This is a genomic window from Pseudomonas sp. PP3, from assembly GCF_905336995.1.
Taxonomy (GTDB): domain Bacteria; phylum Pseudomonadota; class Gammaproteobacteria; order Pseudomonadales; family Pseudomonadaceae; genus Aquipseudomonas; species Aquipseudomonas reinekei.
On record NZ_HG995459.1, the window covers coordinates 3090843 to 3111301 of the forward strand.

The window sequence follows — 20459 nt, forward strand, 5'->3', positions numbered from 1 at the left end:
TATGGCGCGCACCACTCCCCGACTGCTCATGACGAAGCGATTGTTGGCGAAACGATACTGGTTGAATTGGATGACCGCAGGATCACATCATGAACAGGACTGAAAGCACCATTCGCTTGGCTGCCATCAAACTGATTTCCCGTAACGGCTATGAGTCGATGAGTCTTCGTCAACTGGCGGCTGAGTCCGGGGTCAATGTCTCGACGCTCTATCTGTATTACAAAAGCAAAAGTGAGTTACTGCTGGAACTAATCCTGGAGTACCTCCAGAGTCTGGGTCACGAGTGGAATCGCAACTGCCCCGCCGCTAATGTCAGCGCCAGCATACAACTGCGCTCCTTTATTTCGTGCCATATACGCTACCACCTGGAACATCAAGACCAAGCGATGTTAGGCAACCTCGAACTCCGAAGCCTGGACGAGGAATCGTTATCACAGGTTTGCCAGGCTCGACAGATATACCTGAAAACCTTGCAGGACTTACTCGAGCAGGGCGCGAGGGAGGGGGCTTTCGTTTGCGCCGATTCAAAGCAGATGGCGCGCACCTTGCTCAATATGCTGACCCACGCTTGTGTCTGGTATCAGGCCGATGAACGCTGGGGCATCGATGAGGTGATCCGACATTACTCCGAACTGGTGATGAGAATGCTCAGCCCCACTCTAGTCGCTGTGGCCGGTGTACCAGACCGCCGACCTTCCATTACTCGAAGAGTCGTGCCAAGGGAACTATGCCGATGACCGACCCGCAGCAATCGTTTTCCATGGAAGGAAAAGTCGTATGGGTCGTAGATGCCTCAACCCGGTTGGGTGCGCGTTTCGCTCGCCTCATCGCCCGCGCCGGAGCGCAGGTGGCCATTGGTGCACAGCATTCCTGGCAACTGGTTCAACTGGCGGCGGATCTGCGCTGCGAAGGCGCCGTGGTGTTGACCGTCAGCCTAAACAGCGAATGCCGTGTCAGTGTGGAGGCAGCGCTGGCAACGATTCAAGAGTGCTTGGGCAACGTCGATGTACTGATCAACAACAGCGGCGAACACGAATACACTCCACTGAACGATCACATCGTCCACTGCACCAATTTACACATGATGAATAGCGAACATGGCGGCAGTATTGTGACCATTGAGCCGCCACCGAGCGCCATAAGCGAACCCAATCCATGTCTGCGGCCCAACAGTAGCCTGATCCGCATGAGCCGAGCCTTGACCCAGTCGCTGACACCCCATCGCGTTCGTGTCAGCGTGATCGCAGCAGGACGTGGAAATAACCCAAGACTAAAAGAGTCCAGGCGTTCATCTTCAATGACCTGAACGTTGGTCATTGAATAATATTCAACTCAGATAACGACGCTGTGTTCTTGAATGCTCGCGGGCAAATGGATGGAAAGGTAGTCAATCAAGCTCCTTACCGATGGCAGCATTCCCTTCGGCTTTGGAAACAACAAGTGAATAATATGTTCCGCACCTGTCCAGCCACGAAGTACCAACTCCACTTGATTGCGTGCAACAGCTGATGAAGCGATGGGTTCTGGAAGGAGCGCTACACCGAGACCATGAATCGACGCCTCAAGTTGCATCCTCAAGTCATCCGATAATAACCGCGGCGTGTGAGCAGCCAGACAACTGCTTCCCCCATTTTCCAGCAACCATCTCCCCTTACCATCCTGAACGTCTCCCGGACGGCAAAGTGTGTCTACTTGCTTGAGATCTTCTGGCGACTCCAACTGGCCACAACGTGCGATAAATGCAGGGCTGGCCACCAGCACACGCCGAGCCACGCCGAGTTTTCGCGCAACCAGTCCGGCCGAATCTTCGATTTGCGGGCGGGCCCTGAGCGCGAGGTCGAAGCCCTCCTCGATCAAGTTGACCTCGCGATCCGTTGCATTGAGTTCCAGGCGTACCTTGGGATGCATCAACAGATAGCCCGGCAGAATCGGCGACAAATACGTCTCCGCCATCACTTGCGGGCAACTGAGCCGGACCATACCCGCCGGCTCGATTTGCAGGTTGGCAATGCTGTCGAACGCCGTATTGGCCCCTTCGACCACGGTCAGGCATTGCGCATAAAAGTGCGAGCCTGCCTCAGTCAAGGCAATTTGACGGGTAGTTCTGTTTAGCAGGCGTACACCCAGACGCGACTCGAGGATAGCCACCCTGCGGCTTAAACGCGTTTTTTCAACACCCGAGATTTTTGAGGCAGCGGTAAAGCCTTTATGGCGCACCACGAGGACGAAGTATTGAAGGTCATTGAGGTCATCAATCATTGGTGCTGCCCTGCAACAGTCTTGGGTGATTTGACCATCTTATCGATGATTAATGCCTAGTTTACAGTTCATCGCATGAAAACAGCGCTATAAATACGTGCGAAGGATGACAAAGATGTCGATCAAGTTTTCCCCAATAGCTGAAGCCAAAAAGGCTGAACTGGGTGCTCAATTTTCCGCACATCGCCTTGATTTGGACGCACTGACGGGGTTCAGCGCCCCAATCATGGGATTTGATCATTTCCGTGCGAGCGGCCCGACCTTTGCACCGCACCCCCATGCCGGTTTTTCCGCCGTGTCATATCTCTTCGAAGACTCCACTGGCGGCCTGCGAAACCGAGACTCCCTTGGCCACGACTTGGTCATCGAGCCCGGCGCCATGGTCTGGACCCAAGCTGCCCACGGCGTGGTCCACGATGAGCACCCTGCCGTCAACGGCGAGGAAGTACACGGACTGCAACTGTTCGTCAACCTGTCCCGGTCGCACAAAAATCTGCCGCCGCGCGTGATCCATGCATCCGCAGACCAGGTTCCGACCGTGGTCACCGGGCAAGGAGCGCGGGTACGGATTTTGACGGGGTGCTTCAATGAAATCGAAGGGCCCATCGCGCCGGTTGAGCCGTTTACTTTCTTGGATGTGACCCTAAGCGCCAGCTTCACCTACTCGGTACCCAACGGGCAAAACGTCCTGATCTACGTGCTGTCGGGTGCTCTCACTCTTAGCGCCTTTAGCGAACAACGATCATTAACGGCACATCAAGCGATTGCCGCCCGAAGTCTGTCGCAGCCGGAAGATGTACACCTTGTCCCTGACCAAGACGCCCATGTGCTGATTCTTTCCGGCTTCGACCCACAAGAGCCGGTGGCGGTGTACGGCCCATTCATCATGAACGATCAGGCCGGACTCCAGGCCGCCTACTCCCGCTACGTGGAAGGAAAGATGGGCAAACTGCCTCCCCTCTGAACCTCACTGAAATCATCCCGGCGATCCACGAATCGTCGCAACGGCCATGGATTCCATGGCCGCATCACCGGCTGCAAGCCGACTGAAAACCCAGGAGAAACCCCATGAGCTACGATCGTCTGTCAGCTGACAACGCCGCCGTCGTGTTTGTCGATCACCAGACCGGCCTGTCCAACGGCGTGCAGGACCAAAGCCTGCCCGAATACATGACTGCGGTGGCCGCCTTGGCAAAGCTGACCAAGGCCTTCAACCTGCCCGCAATCATCACCACCAGCGCCGCAGATGGCCCCAACGGTCCGGTGCTGCCAATCATCACCCAGACGCTGCCCGATGCTCCAATCATTCACCGCCCGGGTGAAATCAATGCGTGGGGTAACCCGGCCTTTGTCGAGGCTATCGAGAAAACCGGCCGCAAGAAACTGATCGTGGCGGGCGTTTCCACCGAAGTCTGCGTCACCTTCGTCGCGTTGTCGGCGATCAAGGCCGGTTATGACGTGTACGCGGTGATTGATGCATCGGGTACCTGGAACAAGCTGGTGCAGGAAGTCGCCCTCGCCCGCATGGTCCAGGCAGGTGTCGTTCCGATGACATGGGTCGCAGTAGCCGCCGAGTTGCAAGCGGACTGGCGTAACGTCACCGGCGAAACACTGGCCCAGATCATGGGCTTACACCTGCCATTCTATGGCAACCTGCTGGGTAGTTTCATGGCGGCCAAAGGCTAAGCGAACGGCGCCACCGTTTGGCCTATCATCCGCTAGAGTCCATCGCCAGCCGGCTCGCTCCTGCTAAAATAAAACCTGCAGGAGCTAGCTTGCTCGCGGAACAAAGCCCTGGAAACAACCTACTGCTGGTGACCTAGCCGGAGGAACGGGCGCTGATCGAGGGATTCAAAATCACTTACCAACGCTGCGTCAGCCAGGCGGATGTGATTCATGAACTGATCAAAAACGGCCGAGGCGATGCAGGTCTTCAGTTGGCGTGGGCCGACATGGACAAGGTCGCTCGGACCATGATCGATCAACTGGAAAAGCTTGAACAACTTCACGACGCGTCGAAAATCAAGTCCAGCACCGAAGCCACGCAGTTTTACCTGAATGCCAAACGGACCACTCTGTTGCTGGCCTTGCGATTGACCCTGAGTTTGGCCTGCCCATCAGCCAGACACTGACTGCATCGGAAACGGTCGCCGGCGGTGACCTGCGCCCTTCTCGTATCCACATCACCGGCAGCGACGGGCGGCCCTGTTGCTGAAATCCATGGAGCGCATGCGGAAAATCCTTCGCGGCACCCTGATTCATGCGGGTGATCCCGCCAACCAGCTGTCCTCGGCCACCCACGAAATGAGCGCGTTGATGCTCAGCAGTTACAGCCTTGGTCGCAAGTTCGGTGATGGCCATTGACGAGCGCAACACCGTGATTGCCAGCGCTTATGAAGAACAGGTGCAAGTGGCGCATGAGGTGGACAGCAATTTGGTACGCATCCGCGACTTATCCGCACAATCAGCGGTGCGTTCCTTTCAGACCTGCAGGGCCAGCGACGCTCTAGCCGACTTGGCCAATGGTGTGAATGCCAGGCTGAAACACGTTCAGTTATGAGATTGGCTCAGCCCGTTTAACGAGAGTCAGCCAACTCATCTTGGGAAGACGAGTATGGAAGGGCAGCTAAAATCTCGCCTCTCACGCTTGGAGTGACGTTTGTCTGGTTTGAAACCGCGACCTTTCGGGTCACCATCAAATATTACACATTCAGTTACCAATTTCCGTGACCGCTCCTGAAGGACGTCAGCACTCCCACAAGGCTCAGAAAATGCGCTAAGTGGCCGTTTTATAACGCATTGACCAAGGAGGCAGTCTCCGCATGTACCTTCGCATTCATCCTATAAACGAGATTTATTCATAAGCATAAACCAGATTATTTGTTTCCAGCTTCCTTAGCCTCTAGTTTGTCCTCAAAGCAGATCTACTTTTGCACATAATAATTAAAAATAAGGCTTGAATATGACTATTCCACACATCTAGATCCGCTGACGCAGATTATTAGAGCCCGATCATCCAAACCTCACATTAAAATGGCACTTGCGCTAGATTTGAAAACTCATCTTCCCAAAAAGTAAAACTCATTAACGTTCCACATCCCTTCAACGCCAAAATAAAAACTCTCGGCTCTATGATTGATTGCATTAGGCAACGTGTCACATTGACCATTGCCAATCTACCAATGCATAAATATGTCAATCGCCACATCCAAACAGATAGGAAAATAAAAATGAATAAAATATCGAAATGGCATGTATTGATAGGTTGCTTTATAGCATATTTCTTTGATGCGATCGAAATTGTAATGCTTTCACTTTCACTGCCAGTGATCAGGCAGGACATGGACCTCAATATTAACCAAGGGGGACTCTTGGCAACCGCCACTCTTTTAGGTATTGGAGTAAGTAGTGTTATTGCTGGCTGGTACGCAGACACCTTTGGGCGAAGAAAGGCTATGCTTACCTGTTTGCTACTGTTTGGTTCATTAACAGCGATACTCTCGAGCATTGAAAATCTTTATGTATTCATGGGTCTGCGCTTTCTTTCCGGACTTGGGCTGGGCGGCCTGTGGGGAATTGTCGCAGTATACATCGCTGAAAGTTGGCCATCACATCAACGGGCCAGAGCGACGTCACTTGCAATCAGCGCGTTTGCCATTGGTGCTATCGCGGCGTCATTAGCGGCAAAATACATGCTACCCGAATGGCGGACCATGTTTGTTTACGCAGGCGGCATGGTCGTTATTCCTGTGCTTTACATCTATTTCTGGGTTCCAGAAACACCTGCATGGAAGGCAGCCAAGGCGCAGAATCTTAGCCTCAAAAAAAGCGCTACGATTACTGAGATTTTCTCACCGGCGCTCATAAAATCGACTCTACTGGGTACTACAGCAGCCAGTTTTGCCCTGCTCGGCTACTGGGGTGCCAATACGTGGCTACCTACCTATCTAGTCCAAGAACGAGGCTTGAGTTTGAGTTCCATGGCAACCTTCATGGCCATACTAAATATTGGCAACTTTATTGGTCTGAATTTCTTCGGATACTTGGCGGACATTATTGGAAAGCGAAAAGTTATCATCATTTCCCTCGTATGCACCACGGTAATGTTACCAGTTTATATTTATGCCTCCCAGGCAAACACACTGCTCTGGCTTGGTGCCCTGTATGCATTTTTCATCGCCTTCGCGGGTTTGTTCGGTGCATATTTCAGCGAATTGTATCCTACTCACGTTCGAACGCTGGGCGCCGGGTTTTGCTTCAACGCCGGGCGCGGCTTGGCCGCTCTTGCGCCGTTATTGCTAAGCGGTATCGCAACATACTACAGTTTGGCGGCTGGTTTGATGGTTTGCGCCGGATTTTTTTTCGTCTCGGCATGCGTTATATGGTTCATGCCCGAAAAGCCAAAGTTGGTGACTCAGGACATCATACTCGAACCCGCTTCGGCAAACCGGCAGGAGGCAACATGAAATGAAATATTTTAAGGGTGGCCACATATTGCACGCGGATTAACGCTTAAATAAACCCGGATACCATCCGGGTTTATTCAGGTATCTTTTATGCATCCACCCAAAGGAAAAATAAGTCGATCCACTTGGCTTATTGTTTTTGATTAATATGCCTATGCCACTCAGCCGGTCTCCTCGATGTCTATACGCAACGTTGGCGGCGGCACGGAGCTAGTCCGGATGAAGTGAAAGTCAAACTTGGAAAAATTCTTCAAGGCGCTGACCCTCCACATTCTGAGGCGGCTGTTCAGAAGCTTTTGCATGATGCGGTTTTTGGGGACGCTACCCGCTTTTCAGCAGTCTGTTCTGGGGTGCTTGGTTAACGTGTAAAACAGTCTTAATGGTGATCTGAGTAGCAGTTCCTGGCCGTTTTCAGCCTTTCGCGACGGATAGCAATCGGCCATTAGCGGACGCTAACTGCCCATCCCCATCTAGTGCTCCCAGACAGGGACCTGACCCAGTCATTTCAACGGGTCATACCTGATCAACGTCTTCGGCTCCAAATACGCGCTCATCCCCCACCTGCCCATTTCGCGCCCAAGGCCTGAATGCTTGAATCCACCGAAGGGGGCACGTGGTTCGTGGGCCAGCGTGTTGATGAGCACGCGCCCCGAATCGATCTGCCGGGCGACGTTCATACAACGTTGGGAGCTTTTTCCCAGCACCAGGGCGCTCAGTCCATAGTCCGTATCGTTGGCAATGCTGATCGCATCAGCATCATCCTCGTAGGGGATGATCGTCAGCACGGGGCCGAAGATTTCCTCACGCGCGATGCGCATCCGGTTGTTGGCATCAGTGAAGATCGTGGGCTTCACGAACCATCCGGCGTGCAAGCCTTCCGGGCGACCTTCGCCACCCGCCAGCAACCTCGCGCCTTCTTCCTGGCCGATACGGATGTAGCGCTGCACCCGTTCCCATTGTTTCTGGCTCACCATCGGACCGATGTCAGTGTCGGCGTTGCGTGGATCGCCCGATTGAATCTGTGCGACACCCTCCTTCGCAATCCGCTCGAACTCTGCCAACCGACTGCGCGGCACGAGAATGCGAGTGCCTGCGATGCAAGCCTGGCCGCTGTTGAGAAATCCCGCTTGCAGCACCAGCGGCATGACGGCCTGAAAATCCGCATCATCAAGCACCACGGTGGGCGACTTTCCGCCGAGTTCAAGCGTCACGCGCTTCATGGTGTCAGCACCGGCTTTTACCAGATGTTGGCCGATAGCGGACGACCCCGTGAACGAGATCTTGGCAACGTCGGGATGTCGGGCGATCTCCTCGCCAACCACATCACCCCGTCCGTTGACGATATTGAAAACACCCGGTGGCAGCCCCGCTTCGTGCAACGCCCTGACCACGACTTGCGTCTGTAGCGCGCTCATCTCGCTGGGTTTGATGACGGCAGTGCAGCCTGCCGCCAGCGCGGTGGCCAGTTTGTTGCAAATGAAGCCCGCATTGCTGTTCCAGGGTGTGATCAGACCGGTCACGCCCACGGGCGTCAGAATCACCCTGGCCATGCCGACCTGTTCCTCGAAATCGAACGTTTCCAGTGCATCGATTGCTTGGGCGATCACATCAGCCGGATAAGTCGCCATCCACCGCCCGCGAACCGACGGTGCGCCGTATTCCACGAGGATGGCCTCCAGCAGTTCTTCCTCCCTTGCCGCCATGGCCCGGTGCATCCGTTGCAGTGCCGCAATGCGCTCCTCCCGGCCAGTACGAGCCCACGCCGGGAACGCAACCTTGGCGGCGGCGATCGCACGCTGTGCGTCAAGTGCATCGCCCAGCCGAACCTGCCCGATAACTTCTTCGGTGCTCGGGTTATGAAGGTCGAACCACTCCTGACCGTGTGGAATGACGAACTCACCGTTGATGTAGATATGTTCAACGCGTTGCATGGCGACTCCTCGCTCAAAATGACTCGCCCGAAGCGAGCCTCTGTGATGAAGTCTAAGAAGGGTTCATTATTCCGATAAGCCATCTTTTGGCTTATGAAGAATCCCTATATTCAGGACTATCCATGCACAGAACAGGAATGACCGAGCTGGAAGTGGTTCTGGCCGTTGCGCGCCGCAGCAGTTTTCGCGGCGCAGCACAGGAGTTGGGCATGTCCACTACCGCCGTGAGCAGCGCGGTGGCCGGCCTGGAAGCACGCCTGAAAGTTCGCCTGTTCAATCGCTCCACGCGCAGCGTTGCCCTCACCGACATCGGGCAACGCTATGTGGCACGCATCGCACCTGCGTTGGCCCAGATCAAAAGTGCCGACGAAGAAGCCAGCGTCGGCCCCGATGAACCCAGCGGCACATTGCGCATCAATGCGCCGCATGGCGCGGCCTACCTGCTGCTGGAGCCGCTGCTCAAGCAGTACGCTCAGCGCTATCCCGAAGTGCGCATCGACATCGTCAGCGAATCAAGCATGGTCGACATCATCGCCGGTGGCTTCGACGCCGGGATTCGCCTGGCAGAGTCTGTGCCGCAAGACATGATCGCCGTGGCACTGTCAGGTGACATCCGGATGCTCGTGGTGGCAACGCCCGAGTACCTCGAACGCCACGGCGTACCCGAGCATCCGCGAGACCTGCTCACCCACCGGAGCATCGGCATGCGCATGGCCCATGGTGGCCTCTACCAGTGGGAATTGGAGCGTGATGGCCAAAAGTTGCAGATGGATCTGCCGGTGCGCTTCGCCTCCAACGAGTTGCTGGCCATCAAACAGGCCGTGTTGTTGGGCCTTGGCATTGGATTTATTTCCGAGTGGTTCATCGTCGATGAACTGGCAAGCGGCGCACTGGTGCCGGTGTTGATGCCGTGGTGCCCTTCATTTGGCGGGTTGAGGCTCTACTACTCGGGCCATCGCTTCGTACCAGCGCGATTGCGCGCACTGATTGAACTGGCGCAGAAGTTGCGGCCCACGGTGGGTTGATTTTTATGCCCCCTTGTATCGTCGAACATAACTGTAATACCCCATATAAACCCGCCTCCTGCGTCGCTTGCTCCTGGGAACAGCCGAGTGTCATTGCGCTGTCGAGTCATTCACTTTCATATTTGAGGCTTGCGTCGAACTTGTGTCGATTCGCAGGAATGATTGCTGGTGGTCGTTTCGGGTCCGATGAGTGCGTGGTGACGCTTTCCTCAGCCACGTCAATCCGAACCGGGTAGCCGTTGAAGGTCAACGGTAGCGTTTCTGAGTCTTCAACGTTTGTGAGCACTCCGGGATGCACCTATAGGTAGGACTTATGCGAAGGATTGTTTATCGGTCTTGGACGCTATTGATCAAACGGCAGAAGATTGCTTCACACCCAAGCAACATCAACCGAACAAACCGGATAGGAGAAACACCATGCAACAGTCCCACGCTTACAACGACACCAGCCTCGAACTGACCGCGAAAATACTCGACGCTAAGGCGCGCAAGAATCTGTCCTTCGAACAAGTGACTGAAGGCACCGGCCTCGGCCTCGCTTACGTCACCGCCGCCCTCCTCGGCCAGCACCCGCTGCCTGAAGCCGCTGCCAAAGTGATCGGTGAAAAACTGGAGCTGGATGCCGATTCGGTGGCCCGCCTGCAAATCATCCCGCTGCGTGGCAGCCTCAATGGTGTCCCGACCGACCCGACCATCTACCGTTTTTACGAAATGATCCAGATCTACGGCACCACGTTGAAAGCCCTGGTTCACGAGCAGTTCGGCGACGGCATTATCAGCGCAATCAACTTCAAGCTCGACATGAAGAAAGTCGAAGACCCTGAAGGCGGCCACCGCGCAGTGATCACCCTCGACGGCAAGTTCCTGCCACTGCGTCCTTTCTAAGGATGCAACCACAGCTGTAAATCGGCCCGCAGCCTTGCGGGCCTGCTTCAAAACACGACTAAGCCCTTTCGATCAATCACCACATTTGAATGGAGGATTCATCATGAGAAAAATTCTGTCGCTGGCCCTGTCTCTGACCGCTTCGCTGTCGGCCTACGCCCAGCCAGCCGTGGTCGCACCCGAGGCCGTTCCATTTGCGTACGGCATGCATCTGGATATCGCCAAGGTCGTCAATATCACGTCGGCGGCGGATGTCTGCGGCCCGACACCGGTGCAAATGACCTACCGCGATTCCCATGGTGAAACCCATGTTCTGGAATACACCGTGATCGGCAGCGGCTGCACCAACTGATCGTTACCAAAACACAACTTATTGAAGGTACACACCATGAAAGCGCTCATCGAAGGTTTCTTGAAGTTCCAGAAAGAAGCATTCCCACAACGCACTGACCTGTTCAAACACCTGGCCACCACACAACATCCAGGCACGTTATTCATTACCTGTTCCGACAGCCGGGTTGTTCCGGAACTGCTGACGCAGCAAGAGCCAGGCGAGCTGTTCGTGATCCGTAACGCCGGCAACATCGTGCCGTCCTACAGCCCACATTCCGGTGGTGTGTCTGCCACTGTCGAATACGCTGTCGCCGTACTGGGCGTGACCGATATCGTGATCTGCGGCCATTCCGATTGCGGTGCCATGACCGCTGTCGCCAAGTGCACGTGCATGGATCACCTGCCTGCGGTCGCCGGCTGGTTGCAACATGCCGAGTCGGCGAAAGTCATCAACGAATCGCGTCCTCACACCAGTGAAGCCGCCAAAGTCAGTTCGATGGTGCGTGAAAACGTCATCGCCCAGTTGGCCAACATTCAGACTCATCCGAGCGTGCGACTGGCTCAGGAAAAAGGTCAGGTGAATCTGCATGGCTGGGTCTACGACATCGGGACCGGTTCAATCGACGCCCTGGACGCCGACAACAAGACGTTCAAGTCTCTGGTCAAGCATCCGAACACCGTTGCCGTTCATGCCCGTCCAGCCAAAGCTGTTGCCTGAATCAGCCTGTCATTTTCAGGAGTACTGAACATGCTGGAAGTCACTATGTACACCACCACGACATGCCCCTACTGCCGCAAGGCCAAGCGCTTGCTAGACGGCAAAGGGATTGCGTACAAAGAAATCGATGTGCGCCCGCTCGGCGTGAAGAACGAAATGGTCAGCCGAAGCGGTCGCCGTACGGTCCCGCAGATTTTCTTCGGCAATAGGCTCGTTGGTGGCTTCGATGACCTGACTCAACTTGAAAGCGAAGGCGGCATCGACGTGGTACTCAGCCCGCGCATGGCGGGATGAGTACCGATGACGCCAAATCACAAATCCAGCACCAGGGGGGCCTCGCCCTCCTTGGCTTGCGCTGGCACCGCACAGCAAATCAGTACCTCCCCTTCGGCCGGCATCTCAGCCGGCAGGTTCAGATAATGCACTTGACCACTGACTAACCGGGTCCGGCATGTACCGCAGGATCCGCCCCGGCAACTGAAGTCCGGGTTCAGGCCACGGCTCTCGGCCAGTTCCAGTAAACTCCCGCCACCCGGCTCCCAACGAGCTTCCTTCGCCGACGCCGAAAACAGCACTTTGACCGGGCTGCTTGCCGCGGGTATCTGCTCGACCGCCGGGGTTAAATGATCCCGTTGGCGGACCAGGGTCGAAGGACCGAAAGTCTCCGCGTGAATACGATCATCGCCTATACGCAACTGACGCAGGCCGTCGTACAGCGCCTGGGTAAAAGCACCAGGGCCACACAGGTAAAAGTCGTAATCGTCCAGGGGCAGCAATGCCTTGAGCAGTTCGACATCCACCCGCCCCGCCACCTCAAAATCCTCACCAACGCGAGCATGCGTTTCCGGCTGACTGAGCAGACGCAGCGCGCGAATTTTATCCTTGGCACGGGTCGCCAGTTCGTAGAGCTCATCGCGAAACCCGAGCTCCCCCAGGCTGCGCGCACTTTGGATGAACCAGGTGGGACGAGTGCGACGGATCCGTTCGCCTTCATAAATCACTTCACGCAGCATCGACAGCAGCGGGGTCACACCCACGCCTGCGGCCAGTAAAACCAACGGTCGATACTCATCGGCTTGCACCGTGAAGCGCCCTTGAGGGGCACGGGCTTCAACCAGATCCCCGACCTGAATGCGGTCATGCAGATGGGACGAGACAAGTCCGTCACGCTTGACGCTGATGCGGAAAAAACTGTCCGACGGCGCGCTCGACAGGCTGTAGGTCCTGACCAGAGGCGCCTGTCCTTGCGCAAGGCAAAAGCGCACCGGCAGATGTTGGCCAGCCTCGAACCGAGGTACGCCCGCGCCATCGGCCGGTTCAAAGTAGAAGGAGCGAATGGTACTGCTCTCGTCAACGATCCGCGTCACCCTCAGCGGCCGCCATTGATCACGCAGGCTATCGGCTTGCAATCGGCCTTCAGCTTGCTCCCAACTGCCCGTCATCAGGCTGTTAGGCGAGAAACCTTCAAACCGCCAACGCAGGGCCAACACGGCCTGACGTCGAACCACCTGTTCCACGGTCAGCGTCCAGAGCCGCTCGGCCCCCTGAAAGGCAGCAATCTGCGGCCCTTCGAGAACGATCTCGGTGCGCCCGCTGACTTGCAGCATGTCGCCGGTTTCAAAATCGATGAATGCCAGCCCCGCGCGCGGGTTGAGCAGGCAATTACCCAAGGTGTTGAAATGCAGGTTGCCAGCGAAATCGGGAATCGTCAGCACGTTGCCTTCGATCCTGACGAAACCTGAATTGCCACCCCGGTGCGAAACGTCCACCGAGCGTCGGGATGCATCACCATCCAGGTCGACGTAGCTGGCGATAAAAAAGGTATCGGCCTTGCTGATGGCTGCCTTGGCGGCTTCATCGAGTTCGCTGAGACATTCGGCCGCGACATCCGATGAGGCTTGGCCAAGGCTGACCGGTTCAACGCCTCGTAACTGAATATATTGCGGGCAGTTGCCGAAAGCGTGCACCACAGAAACGGCAAAACCGCCTGACGAGGCGGTACTGATGTTGCCGTTCATGCGATTGCGCCTTCGGGTCTTCAGGTCAATGCCCAGCAGCCCCACCGCAGCGTCCTGTTTAAGGGCCGCCCTGACCGGATCACCCGCGGCGGGCAGGCGGTCGATCTGCAGCACTCGCGGATCGGGTGAATGGATGAAGCCCGGTGGGCCTTCGATCAATGTGGCCCAAGGCATCCCTTGTTCATCGACAGCGCCCACCACCAGGTAAGGCAACTGGTTATAAAACAATCGATGCTGATCAGGCATGTGGTCACGTACGACCTTGCGTCCGAATATCTCCATTTGATCGGCGACGCCGACGCGTTCCTGCAATTCTCGCTCACCCGCATGCCAAGGGGATGCCCCTGGCGCGTCCGATTGATTCATGATCACCTCTACGCATTTGTGAACAGGTGGCCTTCACCCGCCGCCCGGCGAGCAATGGTTGAATCCCGGGTAGCCGGGGCTGATTCGCAATTGCCGGGATTCATCAACGCTGTGCTTTGCAACCTCATGAAGCCAAAGACAGCCCCTGCCCGCACTTGAGCAAGCTGGTGTCGCTCAAGTGCCGTTCCAGTTGGGTGGATCATTTCAGGGCACTTGCGGCGTTTCGTACCAATCACGGTCGGGGGTGGCGAAGCGCATTTTCTTGCGAATAAAAGCGGCATTTTCGACGCTGGTTATTTTTTCGAGCAGCGCGAAGGCAACTTCGGTGGCGGTGCCTGGCCCACTTGAAGTGATGATCTGGTCATCGACAACCACCGGCCGATCGACAAAGCGTGCACCGGTTTCCAGTAGTTGGTTTTTACGCTTGCCCCCCTCCTGGTGGTAGGTCGTGGCGTTCCTGTTACGCAGCACGCCGGCCACGCCCAGGCACACGGAAGACACGCATACGCTGGCAACGGGTTTACCGGCTTCGACGAAATGCCGGATGGTCGCCAGGAAGGGTTCGCTCAGGGCTTCCTCGTAAAAACCCGACGGCTCAAAACCACCTGGCAATGCCAAGGCATCGAAGCTGCCCACGTCCAGATCGCTCAATAAAAACCTCGGATTGAGCGTGAGACCGAAGGTGGTCACGATCTTTCTGCGAAGGCCGGCGTTGAGCAGCTCCACAGGGTGATCCCCCAGCAGGTTGGCCCAGCCAAGCACATCGGTAAAAGCGGCCATTTCCAAGGGCTCTACGCCGTTGGCCAGTAACATAAGCACGCGTTTCATCGGTCATGAACCTCTGCTGTACAGCATGGGAGAGAGTGTGTGCTTATGCTCTGCCTTAACCGCCGTACAAAGAACGACCACAAAATACAATCCACTATTTCGCTCACTGAAATGCTCGATAGGCATCTGTATCAGTGTGATGAAGACTGCCAGGTATGCCCAGCAGCGACCTTCGCTGCTGCATTCGCTGTGAACATTCAGAGAGCATCCGGCTGCATGGCTGGATGCTCGCGCAGGGCCTCGACGATGTGGTCGACGAAACTGCGTACCCGCATCGAGGCCTTGCGTCCCTCGCGGTACACCACATGCACCGGCAGCGCCGGTAATTCATAGGGCTGCAATACACGGCGCAATCGCCCGGTGTTCAAATACTCGTACAACGGATAGCTCAGGCAGCGGGTAATGCCGGCCCCATGTGCAGTCGCATCGATGGCCGCCTGCACTGTCGCGCAACTTATCCGTGTCCGGGCTTTCAAGTGATTCACCTCGCCGTTCAGGTGAAAGTCCCATTGGACCGTATCTCGATAAGCGTGGGTGGCAACCAGGCGATGATTACGCAGATCCTCCGGTACGCCAGGCTCACCGTGAGTAGCCAGATACGCAGGACTGCTGCATACCATCGAGCGCACATGGCCCACCTGTCGTGCGATCAATGACGAACTGGGCAGATGGCCGACCAGCACCGCCACATCGATGCCCTCTTCATTCATGTTCGGAAAATGATCATGGTAATGCGCAAAGACTTTTACCTCGGGATAAAGACTCATGTAGTCCGTCAGAATCGAGGTCATGACGTAACGGCTGAACAGCAAAGGCATCAGCACCGTGAGATTGCCTTTGGCCTGGACGTGCAAGCCCTTGGCCGAAGCCTCTGCGTCTTCGATGGCGTTGAGAATGCGTGAACAATCGGCCATGAAGCCGGCGCCGGCCTCAGTCAGCGAGACCCCGCGGGTACTTCGAAGCAACAGCGGAACGCCGAGACGCTCCTCCAGCCGTGCAATGGCGCGCATGACCGTAGGTCCTGACACGTTCAAACGACGGGCCGCAGCAGCCAGGCTGGGTCGCTCCGATAATGCTTCGAACATCAGCATTTCATGGTAGCGATCCATCAGTTGGAACCCTTCACCACAGCCTTGAGCGCCGAATCCTTGCCGAGTCGATCCGCGAGAAAATCCACGAAGGTATGAATCTTCGCCGGTATTCGGGTGCTCTTGAGGTAGACCACTTGAATGGGCAGCGCAGGCGGTTCGAAGTCTTCCAGCACCAATTCCAGTTCGCCTGCCGCCACCTGGTTGGCCACTTGATAGGACAGGACACGCGTAACGCCCCAGCCCAGGCTGGCGATATTGATCGCGGCCTGATTGGCGGTGACCACCAATCGCGGTTCGAATCGAAAGCTCAGTGCGTTGCCGTCGTTGACGAATTGCCAGTCGCTTAGCAAATGGCTGGCCGAAGACATGACGATGTTGGCGGTACTGAGCTCACCGGGATGACGCGGCCTGCCGTTGCGTTCGAAATAGTCGGGGGTACCGCAGATCACCTGGCGTACTTCCCCGACTTTGATGGCGTGCTGATTAGTCTCATGCAAATGGCCGATGCGTATAGCCACATCGATTCCCTCGTCAGCCATATTCACGACACGATCCACCAGCAAGGCATTGAGGTGCACCGAAGGAAACTGGTCCACGTAGTCGGCCAGCAGCGGCGCGATGAACAACTCGCCAAACAGCACCGACGAGGTCACGGTCAAATGCCCGCACGGTATCGAATAACTGCCAGCCGCCGCCTCTTCCGCTTCGTCGATGTCACTGAGGATACGCCGGCAATCCTCAAGGTAGCGTTGACCCGCTTCGGTGAGATGCAGGCTGCGAGTGGTTCGAGAAAGGAGCTGTGTGCCGATACGCTCTTCCATCGCGGCGATGGCACGAGTCACGCTGGGGGGAGAGATGTTCAAGCGGCGGGCGGCTGCGGCAAAGCCTTCTTCCTCGGCTACTGCCATGAATATCTGCATTTCTTGAAAGCGATCCATAGTCGACCCTGTCTTTATGAGAGGACAGCAACGAGTCTGGCCGCTCAGACGGTAAGACCTGGTTGCCAGTATCGTCGGCCAAAGCGACTTTCGCACGCGCCGTCGGGCTGGATGTACGTACCGACAGTAATCCTGAGCGACCTGCGCAACCCATGAAAAAGAGCTTGCCGGAAGTATTCTCCCGGCAAGCTCCTTCAGGATCGAATCAAGCCTCCTGTAGGCCTACGGCGGTACGTTGCATGCCAACGAAGTTCGGCAACGCTTCGATGCTGCTCAACCAGGCACGTACATTCGGGTAGTCAGTCAGCGCCACGTTACCTTCTGGAGCGTGGGCCACGTACGTGTAGGCGGCAACATCGGCGACGGTCGGCTTGTCGCCGGCCAGGAATCTGCTTTGACCCAGTTCCTCTTCCATGACGTTAAGCAGGGCATGGGAACGTTTGATCGCTTCTTCGGCGTCATAACCGGCACCGAACACGGTGATCAATCGCGCGGTGGCTGGGCCCGAACTGATTTGACCGGCGGCCACCGACAACCAGCGTTGAACCTTGGCTTGCTCTACCGGATCGGTCGGCAGCCATTGTCCCTTGCCATATTTGGTGGCGAGATAAACCACGATGGCGTTGGAGTCCGCCAAGACGGTGCCGCTATCATCGAGCACCGGCACTTGGCCAAAGCGGTTCAGGGCCAGGAACTCAGGCGCTTTGTGTGCGCCTTTCATCAGATCTACAAATACCAATTCCGTCGGCAGGCCGAGCAGGGACAGCATCAATTCGACCCGATGAGAGTGACCAGACAGCGGGTGACGATAAAGTTTGATCGCTTGCTGGGACATGACGTACTCCGATTGTTTTTGAGTTCGACCCGGTCATCGCGTCGATGGAGTCATCTTGCCCTCCTCTCATAAACAGCGGAATGACCACCAATTACAATCCAGCATTTCATTGCATGTAATGATCATCGCTTTTTTTCGAGCCTAGCGAGGCACCGATTCACCCAGCATCAACTCCATAAAGGCAACTGACGCTGCGCTGTGGTAGTTGTTTTTGCGCCGCAACAAGGCGGCTCCACGCTGTGGCCCCTTGTCCAGCAGCGCGATCCTGCGCAGGGCGCGGTCCTGGGTAGCGATGGGTTCTGGAAGCATCGTGGCGACCGCCGTGTGCCGCATGACTTCCAGCAAAGTGTTGACCGAGTTGACCTCGATCACCACGTTAGGGGTGATCTGCGTCTTGGCGAAGTATTCGTCAATACAGACCCGGGTGGCGAAGTCGGGAGTCAGCAACGCGAAGTTCAGTTGCGCGACCTGCTCGGCGGTCAGGGGTTTCTTCCAGTCGTATAACGGGTGATCGCGCCCCACCACAAGCCCCAGGATTTCAACAAAAGCCGGGATGGTTTCGATGTCCGGGTTTCTCACCTCATCAAACGCAATGGCGATATCCAGTGAATCCTCCGCCAGGCCGGTTTCGATATCGGCCATGGAGAGTTCAGAGATCTCCAGATGGATATTGGGATAGAGTGCCAGGTAGTCGCGCATCAGCGGTCCTGCCAGATACGCCATGAAGGTGGGTGTCATGGCCAGGCGCAGGGTGCCGCGTGACAGATCCTTCACATCGTGCAGTGCGCGCTTGCCAGCTTCCAGCTCTACCAATACGCGACGGGCGCATTCGATGTAGGCTTGCCCCGCATCAGTCGGTTTGACCGTGCGTGAGGTCCGGTCGAACAGCACAACGCCAAGCGTATCTTCCAGCTGCCGGATCTGTTGCGACAAGGTGGGTTGGGAAACATGCAACGCCTCGGCAGCGCGGGTAAAGCCGCCGTTATCGGCGACCGCCAACAAATATCGCAAGTGTCGGAGCAGCATGGGATTCCCCCCCCTCAATAGGCCCTGCTTATGCGCTGCATTGTATATCGGTCTTGGTCGCTATCGAACCAACGACACAAGAGTGGCCGGCTGCCGTTATCTGTCGGTGACAGGTGTTCGCAGCGTCACAAATTCTTCCGCCGAGGTTGGGTGCACACCGATGGTTTCGTCAAACAGGCGCTTGGTGGCCCCCGCTTTGAGCGCGATGGCCAGCCCTTGAATGATGTCTCCAGCATCGGGGCCGACCATGTGCGCGCCCAACACGCGATCCGTCCGGGCATCCACCACCAGCTTCATCAGCGTCTGCTCGGACGACTGCGTGAGGGTTAGTTTCATCGGTTTGAATCGGCTCTCGAATACCAATATTTTATGGCCATTTTGCAGCGCTTGTTCCTCAGTCAATCCTACGGTGCCAATGTTGGGCTGGCTGAATACCGCCGTGGGTATGTGGCGGTAATCCACCGGGCGATAGTCTTCAGGTTTGAACAGGCGACGCGCGACCGCCATGCCTTCCGCCGTGGCGACCGGGGTCAATTGCACCCGCCCTATCACATCACCCAATGCCAGAATCGATGGCTCGCGGGTTTCGAAGTTGTCGTTGACGTCTATGTAACCTTTGTCATTGAGTTCGACACGGGTATTTTCCAGCCCCAGATTGTCAAGCATCGGCCGCCGGCCAGTGGCGTAGAAAATGCTGTCGGTCTCCAGTTGACGACCGTCGTTGAGCGTCGCCAGCAGACTGCCATCCGCCTGTTTGTCGATTTGCACGATATCGGTGTTGAACTGCAATTGCAGACCGCGTTTGGTCAGCTCTTGCACAAGGTGCGTACGAACCGATTTATCAAACCCGCGCAGGAATAGATCACCGCGATACAGAAGACTGGTGTCGGCACCCAGGCCATTAAAGATCCCGGCAAATTCGACGGCGATGTATCCGCCACCGACCACCAAAACCCGTTTGGGCAGTTGCGTGAGAAAAAAGGCTTCATTGGAGGTGATGGCATGCTCGCGACCCGGAATATCCGGAATCTGTGGCCAGCCACCGGTGGCGATCAGGATGCGTTCGGCACTGTAACGAAGGCCGTTGATTTCGACGTGATGGGCATCGGTCAGCCGTGCATGACCTTCGAGCAAGGTCACGCCGCTGTTGATCAGCAATGTGCGGTAAACCCCGTTGAGTCGTTCGATCTCGCGGTTCTTATTGGAGATCAATTTTCCCCAGTCGAATTGCGCCTTGCCGGGCGTCCAGCCAAAACCCTCGGCCTGTTCGAAGTCGTCGGCAAAATGGGAGCCGTAGACCATTAGTTTCTTTGGCACGCAACCGACATTCACGCAGGTACCACCGAGGTAGCGACTTTCGGCAACCGCCACTTTCGCGCCGAACCCTGAGGCAAAACGCGCGGCACGGACACCGCCGGAACCTGCACCAATCACAAATAAATCAAAGTCGTAGGTCATCTCAATTCTCTGCAAGGTCGCACAGCACAGGTGTGGCCAACCATCGTTAAAGGGCAGAAAAACGAAGTTTCAATGCACGCAAAATCGGCACACAGCGTTTCAAGACCGAAACCTTGTTCTGGTGGGTATTGGATCTGTGCATGACAGGCGCGGCTCTGGATTCGCTGGCCAGCGCGCCCATCAATTGGGGCAGCAAAAAACCACCTTCGTATTCGCCAGGGGTCATGGCTGAAGTCTCCAGCCAAGGGTTACCGTCGCAGGAATGAGCAACATCAATCATGT

23 protein-coding genes and 1 pseudogene are annotated in these 20459 nt (G+C 56.2%); 14 read left to right on the forward strand and 10 right to left on the reverse strand.

All coding sequences use genetic code 11. The annotated features are described in order from the left end of the window. The first annotated feature begins 89 nt into the window (after positions 1-89). Together KHO07_RS14080 and KHO07_RS14085 are read left to right on the forward strand one after the other, a co-directional pair. On the forward strand, positions 90-737 hold the full coding sequence (locus KHO07_RS14080; protein WP_075944509.1) for a TetR/AcrR family transcriptional regulator: 648 nt from the start codon (positions 90-92) through the stop codon (positions 735-737). After that, the gene (locus KHO07_RS14085) at positions 734-1306 is read left to right on the forward strand and encodes an SDR family NAD(P)-dependent oxidoreductase (protein ID WP_085702107.1); all 573 of its coding nucleotides are present in this window, start codon (positions 734-736) and stop codon (positions 1304-1306) included. The genes KHO07_RS14080 and KHO07_RS14085 overlap by 4 nt, the downstream gene beginning before the upstream one ends. A 26-nt stretch (positions 1307-1332) precedes the next feature. Here the strand turns inward: KHO07_RS14085 and KHO07_RS14090 are convergent, their stop codons facing one another. After that, positions 1333-2259, reverse strand: a complete 927-nt coding sequence (locus KHO07_RS14090; protein ID WP_178134545.1) for a LysR family transcriptional regulator — start codon at positions 2257-2259, stop codon at positions 1333-1335. A gap of 115 nt (positions 2260-2374) precedes the next feature. Between KHO07_RS14090 and KHO07_RS14095 the strand changes: the two genes are divergently transcribed. The 7 genes and pseudogenes from KHO07_RS14095 to KHO07_RS29180 form a co-directional block, all read left to right on the forward strand. Further along, positions 2375-3223 carry a pirin family protein gene (locus KHO07_RS14095; RefSeq protein WP_075944507.1) on the forward strand — a complete coding sequence of 283 codons (849 nt, stop codon included), beginning with the start codon at positions 2375-2377 and terminating at the stop codon, positions 3221-3223. A 104-nt stretch (positions 3224-3327) separates the two neighbouring features. Then, positions 3328-3945, forward strand: coding sequence for an isochorismatase family protein (locus KHO07_RS14100; RefSeq protein ID WP_075944506.1), 618 nt, complete (start codon positions 3328-3330; stop codon positions 3943-3945). Between the two features lie 266 nt (positions 3946-4211). Then, entirely contained in the window at positions 4212-4391 is a 180-nt protein-coding gene (locus tag KHO07_RS14105; protein ID WP_139315735.1) for a hypothetical protein, read from the forward strand. Between the two features lie 97 nt (positions 4392-4488). Next, positions 4489-4623: a hypothetical protein gene (locus KHO07_RS29395; protein ID WP_256574619.1), complete on the forward strand. Its 135-nt coding sequence runs from the start codon at positions 4489-4491 to the stop codon at positions 4621-4623. Beyond that, positions 4613-4819: a hypothetical protein gene (locus KHO07_RS14110; protein WP_075944504.1), complete on the forward strand. Its 207-nt coding sequence runs from the start codon at positions 4613-4615 to the stop codon at positions 4817-4819. The genes KHO07_RS29395 and KHO07_RS14110 overlap by 11 nt, the downstream gene beginning before the upstream one ends. A 670-nt stretch (positions 4820-5489) precedes the next feature. Beyond that, a complete protein-coding gene (locus tag KHO07_RS14115) occupies positions 5490-6725 on the forward strand; it encodes an MFS transporter (protein ID WP_212627523.1) in 1236 nt (411 codons plus the stop codon). Between the two features lie 129 nt (positions 6726-6854). Further along, positions 6855-7116 (forward strand): annotated as a pseudogene (locus KHO07_RS29180) (SAM-dependent methyltransferase); the annotation flags it as partial. A gap of 109 nt (positions 7117-7225) precedes the next feature. On the opposite strand, the gene KHO07_RS14120 reads toward KHO07_RS29180, so the two are convergent. Then, positions 7226-8656: an aldehyde dehydrogenase family protein gene (locus tag KHO07_RS14120; RefSeq protein WP_085702110.1), complete on the reverse strand. Its 1431-nt coding sequence runs from the start codon at positions 8654-8656 to the stop codon at positions 7226-7228. 122 nt (positions 8657-8778) lie between these two features. Between KHO07_RS14120 and KHO07_RS14125 the strand changes: the two genes are divergently transcribed. From KHO07_RS14125 to grxC, 5 genes are all read left to right on the forward strand, one after another. Beyond that, the gene (locus tag KHO07_RS14125) at positions 8779-9681 is read left to right on the forward strand and encodes a LysR family transcriptional regulator (protein WP_191625126.1); all 903 of its coding nucleotides are present in this window, start codon (positions 8779-8781) and stop codon (positions 9679-9681) included. A gap of 417 nt (positions 9682-10098) precedes the next feature. After that, positions 10099-10566 (forward strand): cyanase, encoded by a 468-nt coding sequence (gene cynS, locus KHO07_RS14130; protein ID WP_075944500.1) that lies wholly within the window; start codon positions 10099-10101, stop codon positions 10564-10566. Between the two features lie 103 nt (positions 10567-10669). Then, entirely contained in the window at positions 10670-10918 is a 249-nt protein-coding gene (locus tag KHO07_RS14135) for a DUF2790 domain-containing protein (protein WP_212627524.1), read from the forward strand. 36 nt (positions 10919-10954) lie between these two features. Further along, positions 10955-11617, forward strand: coding sequence for a carbonic anhydrase (locus KHO07_RS14140; RefSeq protein ID WP_212627525.1), 663 nt, complete (start codon positions 10955-10957; stop codon positions 11615-11617). A gap of 30 nt (positions 11618-11647) precedes the next feature. Then, a complete protein-coding gene (gene grxC, locus KHO07_RS14145; RefSeq protein WP_212627526.1) occupies positions 11648-11911 on the forward strand; it encodes a glutaredoxin 3 in 264 nt (87 codons plus the stop codon). A 17-nt stretch (positions 11912-11928) separates the two neighbouring features. Here grxC and KHO07_RS14150 read toward each other — a convergent pair whose 3' ends face one another. The 8 genes from KHO07_RS14150 to KHO07_RS14185 all read right to left on the reverse strand — a co-directional run bounded on the left by KHO07_RS14150 (position 11929) and on the right by KHO07_RS14185 (position 20457). Continuing rightward, a complete protein-coding gene (locus tag KHO07_RS14150) occupies positions 11929-14001 on the reverse strand; it encodes a pyridoxamine 5'-phosphate oxidase family protein (RefSeq protein WP_212627527.1) in 2073 nt (690 codons plus the stop codon). Between the two features lie 204 nt (positions 14002-14205). Next, on the reverse strand, positions 14206-14829 hold the full coding sequence (locus tag KHO07_RS14155) for a DJ-1/PfpI family protein (protein WP_212627528.1): 624 nt from the start codon (positions 14827-14829) through the stop codon (positions 14206-14208). Between the two features lie 197 nt (positions 14830-15026). After that, positions 15027-15938, reverse strand: coding sequence for a LysR family transcriptional regulator (locus KHO07_RS14160; RefSeq protein WP_212627529.1), 912 nt, complete (start codon positions 15936-15938; stop codon positions 15027-15029). Next, positions 15938-16858, reverse strand: coding sequence for a LysR substrate-binding domain-containing protein (locus KHO07_RS14165; protein WP_212627530.1), 921 nt, complete (start codon positions 16856-16858; stop codon positions 15938-15940). Before KHO07_RS14165 ends, KHO07_RS14160 begins: the two co-directional genes overlap by 1 nt. A gap of 205 nt (positions 16859-17063) precedes the next feature. Continuing rightward, complete coding sequence (locus KHO07_RS14170) at positions 17064-17693, reverse strand: glutathione S-transferase (protein ID WP_150732917.1); 630 nt, start codon at positions 17691-17693, stop codon at positions 17064-17066. Positions 17694-17834: 141 nt separating this feature from the next. Beyond that, a complete protein-coding gene (gene cynR / locus KHO07_RS14175; RefSeq protein ID WP_212627531.1) occupies positions 17835-18719 on the reverse strand; it encodes a transcriptional regulator CynR in 885 nt (294 codons plus the stop codon). Positions 18720-18815: 96 nt separating this feature from the next. Next, positions 18816-20177: a glutathione-disulfide reductase gene (gene gorA / locus KHO07_RS14180; RefSeq protein WP_212627532.1), complete on the reverse strand. Its 1362-nt coding sequence runs from the start codon at positions 20175-20177 to the stop codon at positions 18816-18818. A 46-nt stretch (positions 20178-20223) separates the two neighbouring features. Then, positions 20224-20457, reverse strand: a complete 234-nt coding sequence (locus tag KHO07_RS14185; protein ID WP_212627533.1) for a hypothetical protein — start codon at positions 20455-20457, stop codon at positions 20224-20226. Between the last annotated feature and the right edge of the window lie 2 nt (positions 20458-20459).